This window comes from Phyllobacterium zundukense (genome assembly GCF_002764115.1).
Lineage (GTDB): Bacteria > Pseudomonadota > Alphaproteobacteria > Rhizobiales > Rhizobiaceae > Phyllobacterium > Phyllobacterium zundukense.
On sequence record NZ_CP017940.1, the window covers coordinates 931,236 to 947,984 of the forward strand.

Annotated in this window: 13 protein-coding genes; 6 read left to right on the forward strand and 7 right to left on the reverse strand. The window is 55.4% G+C overall.

Going from position 1 to position 16,749, the window contains the following annotated elements; all coding sequences use genetic code 11:
• Positions 1–113: 113 nt before the first annotated feature.
• The 4 genes from BLM14_RS04525 to BLM14_RS04540 all read right to left on the reverse strand — a co-directional run bounded on the left by BLM14_RS04525 (position 114) and on the right by BLM14_RS04540 (position 5,135).
• The gene (locus BLM14_RS04525; RefSeq protein WP_099998290.1) at positions 114–254 is read right to left on the reverse strand and encodes a hypothetical protein; all 141 of its coding nucleotides are present in this window, start codon (positions 252–254) and stop codon (positions 114–116) included.
• 87 nt (positions 255–341) lie between these two features.
• The gene (locus BLM14_RS04530; RefSeq protein WP_099998291.1) at positions 342–740 is read right to left on the reverse strand and encodes a hypothetical protein; all 399 of its coding nucleotides are present in this window, start codon (positions 738–740) and stop codon (positions 342–344) included.
• 119 nt (positions 741–859) lie between these two features.
• Positions 860–2,206 (reverse strand): PAS domain S-box protein, encoded by a 1,347-nt coding sequence (locus BLM14_RS04535; protein WP_100001031.1) that lies wholly within the window; start codon positions 2,204–2,206, stop codon positions 860–862.
• Positions 2,207–2,945: 739 nt separating this feature from the next.
• A complete protein-coding gene (locus BLM14_RS04540) occupies positions 2,946–5,135 on the reverse strand; it encodes a sensor histidine kinase (protein ID WP_099998292.1) in 2,190 nt (729 codons plus the stop codon).
• A gap of 170 nt (positions 5,136–5,305) precedes the next feature.
• Here BLM14_RS04540 and BLM14_RS04545 point away from each other — a divergent pair, with 170 nt between their 5' ends.
• Positions 5,306–5,812, forward strand: a complete 507-nt coding sequence (locus BLM14_RS04545) for a peptide deformylase (protein ID WP_099998293.1) — start codon at positions 5,306–5,308, stop codon at positions 5,810–5,812.
• 10 nt (positions 5,813–5,822) lie between these two features.
• Here the strand turns inward: BLM14_RS04545 and BLM14_RS04550 are convergent, their stop codons facing one another.
• Positions 5,823–6,317: a cupin domain-containing protein gene (locus BLM14_RS04550; RefSeq protein ID WP_099998294.1), complete on the reverse strand. Its 495-nt coding sequence runs from the start codon at positions 6,315–6,317 to the stop codon at positions 5,823–5,825.
• A 190-nt stretch (positions 6,318–6,507) separates the two neighbouring features.
• On the opposite strand from BLM14_RS04550, the gene BLM14_RS04555 reads away from it, so the two are divergent.
• Together BLM14_RS04555 and BLM14_RS04560 are read left to right on the forward strand one after the other, a co-directional pair.
• Entirely contained in the window at positions 6,508–7,902 is a 1,395-nt protein-coding gene (locus BLM14_RS04555; RefSeq protein ID WP_099998295.1) for a sensor domain-containing diguanylate cyclase, read from the forward strand.
• A 210-nt stretch (positions 7,903–8,112) separates the two neighbouring features.
• The gene (locus tag BLM14_RS04560; RefSeq protein ID WP_237143459.1) at positions 8,113–9,870 is read left to right on the forward strand and encodes an acyl-CoA thioesterase; all 1,758 of its coding nucleotides are present in this window, start codon (positions 8,113–8,115) and stop codon (positions 9,868–9,870) included.
• A gap of 155 nt (positions 9,871–10,025) precedes the next feature.
• Here BLM14_RS04560 and BLM14_RS04565 read toward each other — a convergent pair whose 3' ends face one another.
• A complete protein-coding gene (locus BLM14_RS04565) occupies positions 10,026–12,326 on the reverse strand; it encodes a putative bifunctional diguanylate cyclase/phosphodiesterase (protein ID WP_237143460.1) in 2,301 nt (766 codons plus the stop codon).
• 480 nt (positions 12,327–12,806) lie between these two features.
• A complete protein-coding gene (locus BLM14_RS04570; RefSeq protein WP_237143461.1) occupies positions 12,807–13,049 on the reverse strand; it encodes an ArsR/SmtB family transcription factor in 243 nt (80 codons plus the stop codon).
• A gap of 172 nt (positions 13,050–13,221) precedes the next feature.
• On the opposite strand from BLM14_RS04570, the gene BLM14_RS04575 reads away from it, so the two are divergent.
• The 3 genes from BLM14_RS04575 (at position 13,222) to BLM14_RS04590 (ending at position 16,733) form a co-directional block, all read left to right on the forward strand.
• Positions 13,222–14,319 (forward strand): NADH:flavin oxidoreductase/NADH oxidase, encoded by a 1,098-nt coding sequence (locus tag BLM14_RS04575; RefSeq protein ID WP_099998299.1) that lies wholly within the window; start codon positions 13,222–13,224, stop codon positions 14,317–14,319.
• 718 nt (positions 14,320–15,037) lie between these two features.
• Entirely contained in the window at positions 15,038–16,078 is a 1,041-nt protein-coding gene (locus BLM14_RS04585; RefSeq protein ID WP_162293188.1) for a methionine ABC transporter ATP-binding protein, read from the forward strand.
• Positions 16,068–16,733 carry a methionine ABC transporter permease gene (locus BLM14_RS04590; RefSeq protein ID WP_099998302.1) on the forward strand — a complete coding sequence of 222 codons (666 nt, stop codon included), beginning with the start codon at positions 16,068–16,070 and terminating at the stop codon, positions 16,731–16,733. Before BLM14_RS04585 ends, BLM14_RS04590 begins: the two co-directional genes overlap by 11 nt.
• Positions 16,734–16,749 lie beyond the last annotated feature (16 nt).

Genomic DNA, 16,749 nt, shown 5'->3' on the forward strand with positions numbered 1-16,749 from the left:
GCAGCCCCCACGAAACACAACTATTGATTGAACGATCAGTCTATCGCAATCGTTTCGTTACGTCGCCTGATTACATTTCTGTATAAGAAGCACCGCTACAATGGGTGTCTGCATTAGTTGGATTGGTCCAGCGCGTGAGGCGAAGGCTGTCCGGGGCTGCCGGCATCATTCGTCCGGTTACTCGTCATGAAGACGGCAGCAATGGCCAGTACCGCGATTATTGCCGTTACCAGAATTGTCGTCCGTCCCTGCATGATCTCGCTCCGTGTTCCTCAAGAGTACTGGATAAACACGGGCAGCGGCGGATTGTTCCGCGTCGAAGGGCACTTACAGCCTGGATTTCACGCTCGCCTGGCTTCATGAACGCCCACGGATTCCCTGGAGAAGATCACCACCGCGAAGACCAGAACACCGGCAAAGGTTATGAGCGATGCGATGCCGAGCAGCGGTTCCAACTGGGGATTACCGAGTTCCATGAAATAAAGTGCAGGCAGCATGATAATGAGGCCAAACGTGTAGATGGCGTAGTGAACCATCGCCAGCCGCTTCTGTGCCTTTGCAGGATTGAGGGCATAATAACCGCCGAATATGGCACTTGTAACCCATCCCAGCAGATTCACATGCGCATGGGTCGCGATCGTGTTGTGGTTTCCCGACATTCCCATTTGCAGGCCTATCCCCAGGCCAATGATCAGCCATATGACTGCCGTTTTAAAAAACAGCTGAGAAATCTGTGGCATTGCGGTTCCCCTCCGAACAGCGATTTTGTATGCCGTGAACAATACACGCGTGCGCGCAGTCTTTCCAGCGACGGAGCCTAAGCAGAAATAGCGAGTTTTGAGCCTTGTTAGCGCAAGCGTCAGATGATCGTCGCCGCGATATTTTCCATCGGTGCGCGTACGGTCCAGACGATGCGATTGGAGCTGGTTCCAAGAATGCCTTCCCCACCCAAAGACAGTGGCGTGACGCGCTCCAGGACTGTCTTGCCAAAGCCTTGCTTGCGGCCAAGCTTTACCGGTGGGCCGCCGGATTCGGTCCAGGCAAGATAAAAACTCTGTCCCTCTTCGCCAACATGCCAATCGACGGTAATGTTGCCGCGTTCCGCGGAAAAAACCCCATATTTGGCGGAATTCGTCGCCAATTCATGGAACGCTATTCCTAGATACTGAACGGCGTTGGGTTGAAGGACGATCAACGGCCCTGACATCGTAATACTGTCTTCGGTGCCGAACGGTCTGACTTGTGCCATGATCAGATCGGAAACTGTTGCCCCGCGCCACTCGGCATGGACGAGGAGATCATGCGACCTGGCCAAAGCCATGATCCTTTCGCGAACCCGTTGTTCGAATTCAGCCGTGTCGCCGGTGCGATTGCTGGTTTCGCGGATCATGGACAGGATCACCGCATACTGATTCTTTACGCGGTGGTTTACCTCGCGCATGAGCATCAATATCCGATCTTCGTTTTCCTTCTTTTCAGTGATGTCACGGGCGATCTTCGATGCGCCGATGACGCGGCCGCTGGAATTTTTAACCGGGGAAACAGTCAGCGAGACGTGAATACGAGAACCATCCTTGCGCAGCCGTACGGTTTCGTAGTGGTCGATCCGTTCGCCCTTGCGGATTCGGTCGACGATGCTCGGTTCTTCATTCGCCCTGTCGAATGGGATCAGAACCGTGATCGAGCGACCGATCATTTCTTCCGCCTCGTAACCGAAAATTCGCTCAGCGCCCTTGTTCCAGCTTCTGATCGTGCCGGTAAGATCCTTGCTTATGATCGCGTCGTCCGATGATTCAACGATTGCCGCAAGGCGTTGCGACGATTCTTCTTCCTTATTCCGGTCGCTCACATCTAGAAGCATATTCAGTGCGCCGACAACCTCTCCAGCACTATCACGCAGCAAGACAGGGAAGGGCATGAATGTCACGCGGCTGCCATCGGGCCTTTCGGCAATCGCTTCCGCGCCACGCACCTCCTGCTTTTCGCGCAGTGTAACAGCCATGGGGCATTCATCATGCTCCATGTGCGTTCCGTCAGGCCAGTATAATTTCCACGACCCGCACCATTCATCCTTGCCAATCTGAGGCTCTCTGCCCCAAAGCTCAGCTGCTGCCTTGTTATAGAAAGTAATGATGCCGGATGTATCTGTTGTATAAACTGCAGCCGGCAGTAACATTAGTATCGAGTCACGGCTCAAACTATCCATGTCATGTAAGGCTGCAAGTGAAGAGGCGAAGTTGCTTTGCGGAATTTCCACAATTTTTCCTGGTTCAGGTGCAATTCTTTCGGGTTGAATTCTAGAATCAAGAGCAGTTGTTTACAACAAGATTCCGGTTTCTCGTCGTGATTAAACTGCTTACGAGAAACTTGGTTCCATCGATGGCGCCAGTGAGACTATTTTTTTGACAAAGAGCTACCCAAGGGGCGAGGTAATTGCATATTTCACCAGCTAGCCGCATTGCGAACATGAGTGCGGGCTGATTTCGCAATGAAACCAGCCCGCAACATTTCGCTGCGCATTGTTCCGAATGCGCCGAGATCCTTTAAGGTCTACTCATAGATCGAGCTCAAGCCCGACAATCAAACCGCAAAGACGACAGCTGCAACCGCCAGCGCGCCAAACAAAATCATTGAGCATGTCATCCAATTGGAGATATCGCCGTTTTCTTTCGTATGCCGCATCATCGCCTGTATCCTCCTGAGCGTAACCGGATGGGGACCGGTGCGTTCTCAAAATCACGAACACCCGTCGTTGACTTAGTCGCCAGCGATCTTTCAAATTGTGGTGATCATGGTCTGCCGCCGGAACGCGCGGAAGGCTTAGTCCCGCCATCCCGATTTCAGCTGAGGGGACTATAGCACTTTCAGGTTAGTCCCTCAATTATCTGCAACGTTCCGCTCATCACATTTTGATATTGAGTGAAAGGAAAGAAGTGGTTTTGAGCCTAGCTCGGAACCGGATCGACGAGTTTCGGAAAAATCATTCGAACCGTGGCGCCGCGACCGCCGTGAAAGCTCACCGGAGCGTCCAGCATCTCGATATGCCCGCCATGATCCTCGACGATTTTCTTGACGATTGCGAGGCCAAGGCCAGTGCCCTTTTCGCGCGTTGTCACATAGGGTTCGAGTAGTTGATGCCGGTTTTCAGCGGGTAGTCCCTTGCCGTTGTCGAGAACTTCGACAATTACGGATGAATCGGCACTCGCCGCGCGAACAAGGATATACCCCTTGTCGATCACACCGGTCTGAAGCACTGCATCAATGGATTCCGAGGCGTTCTTGATGATGTTGCCAAAGGCCTGGCCAAGCATGCGGTTGTCGAAGTTGCCGATAAGCGGTTCGTTGGCAAAGTCATGTTCGAACTGGATTTGACTATTGCTGATCTCGACCAGGAAGGACGCGTCGCGCAGCACATCGCGAATATCGGTTGCTGCCAGTTGCGGCTTGGGCATGCGGGCGAACTCGGAGAATTCATCCACCATGCGGCCAATGTCACCGACTTGCCGGATAATGGTTTCGGTACACTGGTCGAAGACCTCGCGATCCTCGACAATGACCTTGCCGTAACGGCGGCGGATACGTTCGGCGGAAAGCTGGATCGGCGTCAGCGGGTTCTTGATCTCATGCGCGATGCGTCTGGCGACGTCGGCCCATGCGGATGAGCGGTGAGCGGCCACCAGGTCAGTAATGTCGTCGACGGTTACCACATAGGATGTGTTTTTTGTGTCGGCGTCTTCGCGCGTGATCTGGACATTGAAGGAGCGCGCAACACCACCGCGCGTGATGTTGATCTGTTTGCGACTGGAAGACCGGCCATTTTCCCGCGCGGCTTCGAAGACCGCGCCGATTTCCGGCAGGAGCTGGGTCAGACCCTTGCCGATCGCTTGCTGGCTGTCGATCGATAACATGGATTCAGCCGGCCGGTTGAGGCCGGCAATGTGACCTTGCGCATTGACGCTGATCACACCTGCCGTCACGCCCGACAAGACTGCTTCGGTAAACCGCCTGCGCTCGTCGATCTCGTCCTTTGCAGAAATCAGGTCGCTGTGCTGGGTTTTCAACTGCTCGACCATATTGTTGAACGTGAGAGACAGCGAGCCAATGTCGCCATCCGACCCGCGCACAGGCACCGAAACGTCAAAATTGCCGGTGGCAACGTCTTCCGCTGCGCCAATCAACAGGCGAATGGGCTGAACGACGCGATTGGCGACGGCTATACCTGTCCACACGGCTGTCAGCAAAAGCAGCAGCGTCAGTTCGATATAAAGCAGAGCATAGGCAATTTGCGTGTTGGACCTGTTGCTTGCCAGCGATTGATACTCGATGTTGTTGTCGTTCATGACGCGCATGTTATCCAGCGCCGAAGAATCAACCGCGCGGATCGTGTAGAGGTACAAATCCGGTAGTGCCTGGGTCTTGATCACTGCGCCGACAAGGTTGGTGGCGCCGGGCGGTATCAGCACGGGCTTGTCGCCCGCGGCGCCCTTCAATGCCTCCAGAGGCACGGCGGGAAGCGTGTGATCGTTGAAGAGTTCGGCGCCGACGACAACTTCACCGGTGGACTTGACCAGCGACGCACCGAGCAGATTATTGCGCCCGGCATCATAGGTCAGCCAATCCGCAAAGGCGCCGCGGTCGAGACTATAGAGCATCCGTCGCTGATCGAGATCGATAACCATGGAAAGCGTTGTCGTCAGAAGGCTCTGCGCATTGTCCTCCGTGTAGGATTGCGCCGCCTTGATCGACATGTCGATAATCTGGTTGTTCTCCGGATTGATCCATGAATTCAATCTGTTATCGAGGACGATGAGTGAAAAGAGGGCAACGATGATCGAAGGGATCGACGCGATCAACGCAAAGATGATCGTGATGTTGGTGTGCAGGTCCCGGTTCTTATCCTTGCTCTTGAACAGGAAGAGCTTCCTGAGCGTGGCATAGGACAGATAGATCAGCACCAGGATCGAAACGGCATTGGCGGCAATAATGAACTGTGTCGTCTGCTGCGTGGGCGAAATATTGGTGATGCCCATCATGATGACGAAGGAGACAATCATCGTCGCCAATGCCAGGAGCGTCATGACCAACGCGCCTCTTGGCAGAACCTGCTGTTTGATTTTGGTCTCGCTGGAGGACATCCATTTGCCTCGTTGGGTCAATCCGATTGTCCGGAATGGACCACATAATTCCCTTGTCGATTATCGGTCGTGGCGCTGCTTGTAAAGGAAGCTTGCGTTGGGGGCACGGTTTGAGGCAAGAGCTCGGACTGGCGTTGCCGATGTGCCACGCACAGCATCGGAGCAGGTTCATGACGATCCGCACAATCCTGAGGTTTCCGCATCCCGCTCTGCGATTGCATGCCGAGCCTGTCACCGAGTTCGGGGACGACGTGCGGATTTTGGCCCAAGATCTGCTGGCGACGATGCGGGGTGCTCCTGGAATTGGTATCACCGCACCGCATATTGGCGTCCTGAAACGGCTTGTTGTCATCGAGCTCGACCAGGACAAGGAGGCTCGGTTCTATATCAATCCCGAAATCGAGTGGGCTTCAGCCGAGATTGTCCGGCACGAAGAAGGCAGTGTTTCAATGCCGGGGGTTTCGGATGAGATAGAGCGGTCTTCCTCGGTCCGTGTCCGCTACCAGGATCTTTCAGGTGCGTTGCAGACCGAGGAAGCGACCGGTCTACTGTCCATCTGCCTGCAGCATGAAATCGATCAACTGGATGGTCTCTTCTGGATATACCGCTTGTCTAAACTGAAACGTGATCGCCTGATCAAGCGTTTTGAAAAGCTGCAACGTGCGTCAAAAGGGTAGGGGTTGCGGCTCAACGATGGATGGGATCCTTCCATAGGACCCCTTCCGGCTTTTCCGCCGGTTCGATATCGAGATTGACAACAACCGGTTCCTGGCCAGAGCGAACCAGCACGCATTCCAGTGCTTCGTCGGGACTGGCATTGATCTCCTGATGCGGCACATAGGGAGGAACGAAAATAAAATCGCCGGGTCCGGCTTCCGCAACATATTCGAGCTTCTCGCCCCAGCGCATGCGTGCCCGGCCTTTCACAACATAAATGATGCTTTCGAGATCGCCGTGGTGATGCGCGCCCGTCTTGGCGTTGGGGTGAATGACCACCGTCCCCGCCCAGATTTTCTCCGCGCCTGCCCGGGCGCGATTGATCGCAGCCGCCCGGTTCATGCCCGGTGTCTGGGCCGTATTCGGATCAAGCGAGTCGCCGGGAATGACCTTGACGCCATGCTCACGCCAGTCGATCGGGTGGTCGTGCTCACGCGCGCCGCTATGCTGGTGATCGTCCGACAAGAATGCCTCCCGGGTTATCGCGAACAACCCGATCAATGTAGTGGCCGTCGCGGCGCGGCGCCAGACCCGCCTGCCTCGTGACGAATAATTAACCTCAGCTCGGAGTATTTATCTTGACGATTTAGCTCTTCGCTCGCCAATGTAGCTAGACTGCGGTGCAATCCTTCCGCAGTTCAGCGGAAGCCGGGTGATGCCAATCAGTAAATCGCGACAATCACCGTTCGATACCCAGAATGAGCGCGGTGCCGATCGTCTGCTGCAAATCGAGGCGGTTTACGACAAGGTTCCGGTCGGGCTGTGCTACCTCAATCGCAATGGCACTTTTGTTACAATCAATGATCAGCTTTCGCGCATGTTCGGTATCACCAGCGAGAAGGCAGTCGGCCATTCCGTCGAAGACATTCTACCCGAACACGCAGCTCTCTTGCGCAACAGCCTCCGAGCCGCTTTGGCTGGCGCACCAATTCCCGATCAGGAGATCCAGCGTTCAGAGGAGACCTTTATGGTCTCAGCTGCGCCCGTCACAAATGATCTGGGCGAGATCGCCGGCATCTCCGTCGCCTATACCAACATTTCGAACGTAAAACGAATTGCGCAGAAGCTGCACGACACGGAACAGCGGACATCCTATGCGCTCGAAAGCGCTGGCCAGTGGATATGGGATTTGGACATTGCGACGATGCGCGTCTGGCGCTCGCCGCAGTACAGAGTGCTGCTTGGCCTTGATCCGAACGGCGCCGAAACCGAAAGTGTTGCCTGGGATATTGTTCACCCTGACGACAAGGCCAATGCCGTTCAGGCATTTGAGGACGCCGTCAGTGGTCGCAAGCCACACTTTGAAGCGGTTTACCGCGTTCCCCGTGGGGGAGGCGGTGATGCCTGGATATTGAGCCGTGGCAAGATCGTCGAATACGGCCCTGACGGCGCGCCATTGCGGCTTCTTGCGACGAGCGTCGATATCAGCATGCAGAAACATGTCGAGGAACAACTCTCGACCACTGTTCAGCTGCGACTGGAGTTGGAACAGAAACTGCTTGAGGCGAACCGCAAGCTGCGGAAGCTGTCGGAACGCGATCATCTGACCAATCTGCCGAACCGGCGGAAATTCAACCATTTGTTGAAACGCGAGTTTGTCGATGCCGCCGAACACGCACAGACGCTCGCCGTCCTGATGATCGATATCGATCATTTCAAAGCCTACAATGATTTCTACGGGCATCTGGCCGGAGACAAGTGCCTGGTGCAGGTGGGGCGAGCCTTGAACAAAGTTATCAAGCAAAGCGGTGGGTCAATTGCCCGCTTCGGCGGTGAGGAATTTGCGGCGCTCTTGTCCGGCGTTACGACAGAGCAAGCCTCTGCAACCGCCGCTCAGATGCTCGATACAGTTTCTGCGATGCAGCTCGAGCACAGTGGCAGTCCGACCGGGATAATTTCGGTCAGCATTGGCATGGCCGTCCTCGAAGACGCGAATCGCACGATAATCGACGGACCGGACAATATTTTGAACTTTGCAGACAGCGCTCTCTATGAGTCTAAGCGCAACGGCCGCGGCAGGCTGAGCGTCTGGGGTGATTTTGCGAAATAGGCTGTCGTGGCCGTTGCGGGAGGCTGACGTTAAGCAAAAATATCGAATTCTTCAGCCCGCATGAAACGCAAATCATTGACTTATTTCAGCGAATAACATCGACTAAAGTATGATGCTGCAGGTCAGCGTATCTTGAAAAGCTGGATAGTCATGACGGTCGTGCGAAATCTTTTGTGGGCGCCAACAATAGGCTTATCCTGGTTGTGGGGATTGGGATTCTTTTATTCGATCCATGTCACACTGACCTATGGGTGGCTTGGTTTCTTCGGGTTTGCGATCGCCAATGTCGGCGGTTTGTGGCTATTCGGTTATATTTTGGGGCGGAGCAAGCGTCCGCCAGACCAGATCATAAAGGATATTGAGGGACGTTACGCGGGTGTATTCCTGCTGTTCCAGATGGCTGCCCTGGTCGTGACGATCTTCGGATTTGTGGCCTATCTCTGGCAGCCGATCGTTGGCGAGGGTTCGGCGCTTGGTGTCGCCCTGCTGCTTTTGTTCGCCTGCGCCATCGGTCACGCGCTGTCGTTGCAGCAGATCAAATTGCTGCACATTGTCTATACGGTGATTGGCGTTGCCGCCGGAATCGTCCTGCTCGTTGGATTGCGACAGACATCGAATTATCCGGGCGTTCCGCTCCAGCAGTTCGACAGTCGCTTCTACGGCCTCATCATGCCAACCCTGATCGGCTTTCTCCTGGGACCCTGGCTCGACATTCAACACTGGCAACGGGCAGTTACCATCAAGCGGGAAGGCGGCAATGTCGGTCTGGCCTATGGCGCCGGCGCGCTTCTCTTTTTCGGCTTTCTCTATCTCAATGCCTTGACGGCTTCGGCCGTTGGCCCGATCGGCAGCATTCTTTCCATCGATGGCTTGCCCAGCGCTCAGGGGGCCGTGTCTGCGGCGACTGTGCTTGCTGCGGAAAATGGTCAGTCGTACTTGGCTGTTGCCTTTGTTATCTGGACTGTCATTGCTCTGGCCTCGACGGTCGACAGCTTCTACTGCGCAACCTCCTGGTTTCTCAAGGGCAAGAATTTGCGCAGCAACAGCCCGCTTTTGGCCCTGATCCCTGACAGCGTTGCCTCATCGCCGCTGTGGCTCTTGATCGGCGCTGCGTGGGTTGCTTTTACAGCGGTACCGGCAAATTTTTCGCTGATGTACTTCATGATGCCGTTTGCGACATTGTTTATCAGTGCGTCGGCGAATCTGGTCGGTGAGGCCTTGGGGGCGAAGCCGAAATTTGATCCGGTTCTGAGTTTCCTGATCGGATGTGGTTCAGCGCTGATATTCGTGATCGGCTACATTCAGCCCATACCAGGCTTCCTCTTTATCGCGCCGTTCATTGGCTTGATCGGCGCCTTGCCGGTCATCATCGAACTGATCGGACCGCGTACAAAAGCCATTCCTGTGGAGATCGTCGATCAGCCCATTCGCATGATGTCGCCGTCGCCTCTCACAGGTGTACAGGGAAGCGACGAGATTACGCCATCGCATGGCTTCGACGGCGAGTGGTTTGTAATGCAGCTCGTGCCGACCTATGACGACACCAACTCGGTCGGAAACGTCTATTTTGCCAATTACGTCCGTTGGGTAGGCAAGGCGCGGGAATTGTTCTTCAACGTCTGTATGCCGGACTTCGATTTGGCCACCACGCGGTTCTATATCCTTACGCGCTCCTTTACCCATGATTACCGTCGCGAGTCGAAGGAGTTCGAACAGATCACCGTGCGCATCAAGATTGCACGTCACAACCGCAAATTCGTGACCCTGCAGCATGAAATCCACAGCGCTACGCAAGGATTGCTGGGGCACGGCGAGCAGTCACTGATGTTCGTTGACCGGGAACACTATAATCCGCTCGATATTCCGGGCGAGGTGATCAAAGGTTTCCTTGCCTATTGGCCTAAAGACTCTCGCCTGTCACCGGAATTTCGCCCGAAGATCGAGGATGTGGCCAAGCGCCAGGCTTGATTTCCCAGATCCTAGAGCGAGTTTTGTCTATTTGGAGTTGCTCTGGCGAATTCACCCGGCCCTTGGGGGTTTGCGGCTGGCGGCCATCGATGTTGTCAGGCGGCATCGTCTCGCCATCCGAGAAACAGATCTGACCCGTGTAAACAAAATTTGCTTTAGCTTGCGACCTGGTAGCGATCGCGGTCGAAGGCCAGGAGTTCGAAGGTTTTCTCGACAGGCTCGGCAGGACTGAAAAGGAAGCCCTGGACCTGATCGCAACCTTCCTTCTGGAGACAGGCAAGCTGTTCGCGCGTCTCGACACCCTCGGCGGTGATCTTCATGCCCATGCTGGCTCCCAGACCCATCACCGCGCGGATAATCGCAAGGCTTCCCCTGTTGTGGGGAAGATCGCGGACGAAGGACTGGTCGATCTTGATCTTGTCGAAAGGCATTTTGCGCAGGTAGCTCAAGCTGGAATAGCCAGTACCGAAATCATCGAGCGCAATGCTGACGCCCATGGCGCGGAACTGGCGCAGCAGTGAAATCGCCGCGACGTTGGCTTCGAGGAAGACGGACTCGGTGATTTCGAGTTCCAGGCGGTTTGGCTTGAGCTTGTTCTTGGTCAGAGCCTCCCGAACAATCGACGCAAGGTCGGAGTGCCGGAACTGGATTGCCGATATGTTGATCGCAACATGAATGTCTTGCGGCCATGAGACAGCAATGCGGCACGCTTCCTGGATGATCCATTCGCCAAGCGGGATGATATTGCCGGTTTCCTCGGCGATCGGAATGAAGATCGTGGGCGAGATAAAGCCGTGCACTGGATGTTTCCAGCGGAGCAGGGTCTCGAAGCCGACTGTCTTCAGGCTCTGCGCCGAGACGATGGGCTGGAAGTGCAGGATGAATTCTCCCCGGGCCAATGCGCCGCGCAGATCCATGGCAAGCGCGCGTTTGGCCTCGATACGCGCATCCATTTCGACTTCGTAGAAACGGAAGCTGTTGCGGCCTTCGTTCTTGGTGCGATAGAGGGCGAGATCGGCGCAGCGCATGATGTCGTTGACGCTATCGGTCGGGGCAATCGCGATGCCGACACTGATGTGGATGTTGATCTGGATGCCGTCAATCCAGAATGGCTGCGAAATGCTCTGGACCAATTGCTCAGCGAGTTCTGTCGCAGCAGCCTGGTCGGCACCGCGCGCCAGAATTGCAAATTCGTCGCCAGACAGGCGGGCAACGACGTAAGTTGCGGGGGAAGAATTCCGAAGGCGCTCCGCCACTTGTTTGAGCAATTGGTCGCCGATCCCGTGACCAAAGCTGTCGTTGACCGTCTTGAACTCATCAAGATCGATACAGAAGACAGCAAAGCTGCGAAGGCCCTTCTCAAGATCCTTGGTCGCTTGGCCGAGCTGGTCAGTGAACAGCGTGCGGTTTGGCAGGTCGGTCAGCACGTCATAGCGGGCAAGATAGGACAGCTGGTCGTCCGACTGCTTCGCTGCCGTCACATCCGAGCCAACACCACGGTAACCGACGAACTGGCCGGCATTGTCAAAGATGGCCTTGCCGGTCAGCGACCACCAGCGGGTTTCACCCTTGATGTTAACTGGCAGGATGTGGTTGCGGAACGTGGTGCGGTTCTCGATGGCTTGCCAGATGGAGCCTACCCTGACGGCTTCCTCCGCATGTGACTGATCGATCTTGAACAGTTGCGCGAAGGGCATGCCCTGCAGCTCTTTGGTCGTCTTCGCGGCAATCTGCGCCAAACGCGGGGAAGTATGCTGAAGTTTGAGATCAGCATCGGTTTCCCAGATCCAGTCGCTGGCATTTTCTTCGAAATCATACAGCAGAAGGCTGATGACCTCTTTCTGCTGCTCGACCTTGATCTGATCCAGTGTGCGCATGACAATGAGATTGCTCATGTGGACAATGGTGAACAAAATGAAGAGAGCATAGAACGCCAGCAGGATGGCTATGAAGAGGAAGAAATCCTCTCCTGTCGAGGCAAGGGCAAAGAACGATCCAGTGATGATCGTACCCGAATAGGCGATGGCAGCGAGCGGAACAACCGCAACGCCGATGCCGGTCGCCATCAATCCGGCAGCCGTACAGGCGATCAGAAGCCGATGATAAGCGTCTGCGTCGAGAAACAGCATCAAGGGAATACTGGCAAGACAAATGCCGTAGAGCGACGAAACGATGATCAGATATTTGATCGCATCGAAACTGAGTTCCTTGACCTTTGGCACCTTGTACCATTGCCAGCATGCAAGGAGCGAGCCAGCAGTCATGAGGGCAACCAGTGTTGCAACACCTGCTAGATAGAGGCGCGGCCCGAGATCCCAAAAGACAAAAGCAACGACAAACACCACGCACATTGCCACGAGGACGGTAAAAGGCGCCAATCTGAGTGCTACGTCCATCTGTTCGGCATAAACACGGCGCTTGACCGCCGGGTTTATGGCCCCACGCATTCCGAACATGGATCGGATCGCGTCAAAGGTATGAAAGTTGGACAATCGCACGCAAAGACCTCAGGCAGGTGAGTTCATCGTTTCCCCATGTTAGTTTTTTTACGTTCGGCATTGGTTAATATACTTAACATTTTTTGTAATAGTTACCAATGTCTTTATGCCCGCCCGGTTCGCTCCGGTAAAGATGTTTTTTTCAGCTGGCGCTAATAAATGGCGATAATCAATACAATTTTATCTAGTTATAAATGTAAAAAAAGTAGATTTCGGTACATCTGATAGTAATGTTTAAAATTATGCGATTTTCTATCAAGATATATTTTTGATAGTGGGCTGAAATTTTGAAATTTGTTCAATAGGGACGGGTCCGCACGCGCTTTGAAGCAATTCAGGCTAAATTGAGGATCGAGCCGGCGGATTTTGCAAAAGGCAGCGGTTCACCCGACAACTGCATGTAAATGGTGCCGATTTGAGAGCTGCACCGCCCAGCATTCAGCCCGGAGTAGCAAGAATTGCTGTCAGCAGGCCCGGAAAAGCTGATTCGAGATCGCTCCTGCGCAGCTCATTCATGCGAGACGTGCCGTCATTTCGGGTTTTCACGATACCTGACTCGCGCAAAACGCGGAAATGATGTGACATGCTGGATTTCGGTCGTCCGCCGTCGAGCGCGGCGCATGTTGCCTCGCCCTCACGCGCCAACTGGCGGACGATCGACAGGCGGACCGGATCACTCAAGGCGTATAAGACCGACTCAAGTTGTATCTCGGAGACGGGGGGATGGCGATACTCTCTCATATGCAGACGCTAGCACAAAATTTTGTGTATTGCTATTGTTCGAATATTATCGAAATATAGAAAAATGACAAAAGACAATCGTCTTCGTGATAAAAAATTGGAGCAATAGCATATGGCCTCTCTCTTCGAACCCTTCACCCTGAAGGACGTGACATTACGCAACCGGATCGCGGTGTCCCCCATGTGCCAGTACTCGGCACATGATGGTGTTATCAATGACTGGCATCGCGTGCATCTTGGTGCGTTGGCGCGTGGCGGGGCAGGCCTGTTGGTTGTCGAGGCAACCGGCGTTTCGCCGGAAGGCCGCATCACTCCCGGTTGCCTGGGCCTGTGGAACGACGAACAGGCTCACGCTTTGGCGCCGTCAGTACAGGTCATCAAGAACGCCGGCGCAGTGCCGGGGATCCAGATCGGCCATGCCGGACGCAAAGCCAGCGCCAATCGGCCGTGGGAAGGTGACGATCACATTGCAGCCGATGATCCGCGCGGCTGGGAGACCATCGCGCCATCGGCCATTGCCTATGGCGGAGGTCTGTCGAAGGTTCCACACGAAATGACCAAGGCTGACATCGATCGCGTCAAGCAGGCATTCGTTGATAGCGCGAAACGCGCGCTTGCAAGCGGCTTTCAATGGCTGGAGCTGCATTTCGCTCACGGCTATCTGGCACAGAGCTTCCTGTCGAAACATTCCAACCATCGTACCGATGAATATGGCGGCAGCTTCGAAAACCGCAGCCGGTTCATTCTCGAGACCTTGCGGGCAGTCCGTGCCGTGTGGCCGGAAAACTTTCCCCTGGCGGCTCGGCTCGGTGTCATCGAATTCGACGGCAATGATGAAGCGACGCTCAGCGAGGCGATCGAACTCGTCAGACAGATGAAGGCAAACGGGCTCGATTTCATCGATGTGAGCATGGGCTTTTCGCTCGGCAAGGCGAACATTCCCTGGGGGCCGGCTTTCCTTGGTCCGATTGCAGCCCGTGTGCGCCGCGAAGCCGGTCTTCCAGCCTCCACATCTTGGTATATCAGCACGCCGCAGCAAGCAGATGGGCTGGTGCGCGACGGCTCGGTCGATCTCGTCATGCTGGCGCGGCCGCTTCTCAATGATCCGCATTGGCCGTACAAGGCTGCCAAGGAGCTTGGCGTTGAAAACCCGGCCTGGGTTCTTCCGGCGCCCTATGCCCATTGGCTCGACCGGTATCGCGCCGCTTAAGCCTAACTGTTAAATCTGGCCGGTAGCCAATCTGAAATCTGAGGTTGCTTGGATTTCCGCGCAACGTACAATATACTTCTGGAGTGAGGAGTGGGCTTTCACCCACCCTTGTTTTCTAGAAGTTGAATCGAACCCGGATTACCAGCGTCCAGCCAGTCCGGGTTCTTTTCATTTCTAGTGTGATGCAAAACGGCAGACGCCGCATTGTTCACCTCCAGCTTTGACGGCAAGGCCTTTGCCTGGGTCGGGAGGCCAATCTTCCCGATGCACCGGCTGGCACGGTGCTTTCTGCTTCTGCCGTCAATACTTGATTGCACTTGCGTGCTCGCCAAATTCATCGCGTGGTTTGAGGTGTTGCACAACGAACGCAGGGTTGAATCCGGCGATGTAAGCGGTTGTTTTGGAATAGCGTTTTCAGAATCCACGGAAATATGGAATGCCCTGCGTGTCCGTTTGCGAAGGCATTGCCTAAGTTGGCTTGCCGGTGGGAACGCTTGTCCTCACTCAAAATTGTCACCCCAAACTGCGTTGAAATGTTCATGCCTGTCGTCAAGGTCTATCGAAAATCGTGGATGGTCTGTATAGACGGTCGCAAAAAGACAACAGGGCGGATGTGCGAGCACCGCAAATGAATATGGCGATTGTGAAAAACAGGGCAAAGAGCCCGCTTGATGTAGCTGCGAATGACGAACCGGCCGTCCAGAAGACGGCCAATCCCATGGTTGCATTCGAAGGCGTTTCCAAACGCTTTGCGGCGGGCCGCACCAGCGCGGAAGTGGTGGCGCTGGACGATATCAACCTTATCGTTCCTCGTGGTTCGGTGACAGGTATCATCGGCCGGTCGGGCGCTGGCAAATCCACGCTGATCCGGCTGGTCAACGGGCTGGAGAAGCCAAGCTCAGGACGTGTTCTGGTCGACGGTGTGGATGTTGCCGGCCTGGATGAGAAAAGCCTGCGTGCTGTACGCCGCTCGATCGGAATGATCTTCCAGCATTTCAATCTGCTCTCTTCGCGCACAGCTTTCGACAATATCGCGCTGCCGCTGGAAATTGCAGGCGTTGGCAAACAGTCGATCGAAAAGCGCGTTACGCCGCTGCTCGAACTCGTTGGCCTATCTGACAAGCGCGATCGCTATCCTTCCGAACTTTCCGGCGGGCAAAAACAGCGCATTGGCATTGCCCGTGCACTGGCCACCGAGCCAAAGCTCTTGCTTTCAGATGAGGCGACATCGGCGCTCGATCCGGAAACGACGCGCTCGATCCTTGCCCTGCTCAGGACGATCAACAAGGAGCTGGGTCTGACTGTGCTTCTGATCACCCATGAGATGGAGGTGGTGAAGACCATTGCCGATCATGTGGCGGTGATCGACGGCGGTCGCATTGTCGAGCAGGGACCTACGTTCGACGTCTTTACCGGCCATGCGCATGAGACGACGCGGGCGTTGCTCGGCGGGCTTGCGGGTATGCATCTGCCGGAGTTTTTGACCAGCCGCATGTCGGAACAGCCGGGGCCAGGTTTCCGGACCATTCTCCGCGTCATCTTCAAGGGCGAGAAAGCGACGGAGCCGATGCTTGCCCGGCTTGGCAGCGATCTTGGCATCGAGGTCAATATTCTGGCTGGCGCCGTTGACGAGATCGCCGGGCGTCCCTTCGGAATGCTCGTGGTTTCGCTGCGTGCCGATGAGGCAAAGATCGCGCAAGCGCAGCAGTTTCTCTCTAGTCACGGCTTGTCATCGGAGGTGGTCGGTTATGTCAGCTGATATTCTCGCGCTTCTTCTGAAAGCTACCGGACAGACGCTCTACATGGTTGCCGTGGCTGGACTTATCGGTTCGCTTTTCGGCATACCGCTCGGTGTGTTCCTGGCAACAAGCGGCCGGGGCGAACTCTTTCCTGCGCCTTGGGTGAACAAGGTGCTCGGCGCCATCGTCAATGCGACGCGCTCGACCCCGTTCATCATCCTGGTCGTGGCTATCATTCCGTTCACGCGCCTTGTCGCCGGAACATCGATAGGCACGACAGCTGCGATCGTGCCATTGACGATCGCGACCATTCCCTTCGTAGCGCGACTGGTGGAGACGGCAATCCGCGAGGTGGATCCCGGTCTTACCGAAGCGGCGCGGGCCATGGGTGCAAGCCCGATCCAGATCGTGTTCAAGGTTCTGCTTGCCGAGGCGCGGCCTGGCATCGCTTCGGCCCTGACCCTGACGGTCGTCAGCCTGATTGGCTATGCGGCCATGGTTGGCGCGATCGGCGGCGGCGGTCTTGGTGACCTTGGCATTCGCTATGGCTACCAGCGCTTCATGCCCGATGTCATGGCCATAGTCGTCGTGGTGCTGATCGTGCTTGTGCAACTCGTGCAGAGCGCCGGCGACAGGCTGGCCCGGCAGTTCGACAAGCGCAGCCGTCCCCGTTGAGTTCTTCATAAAACAG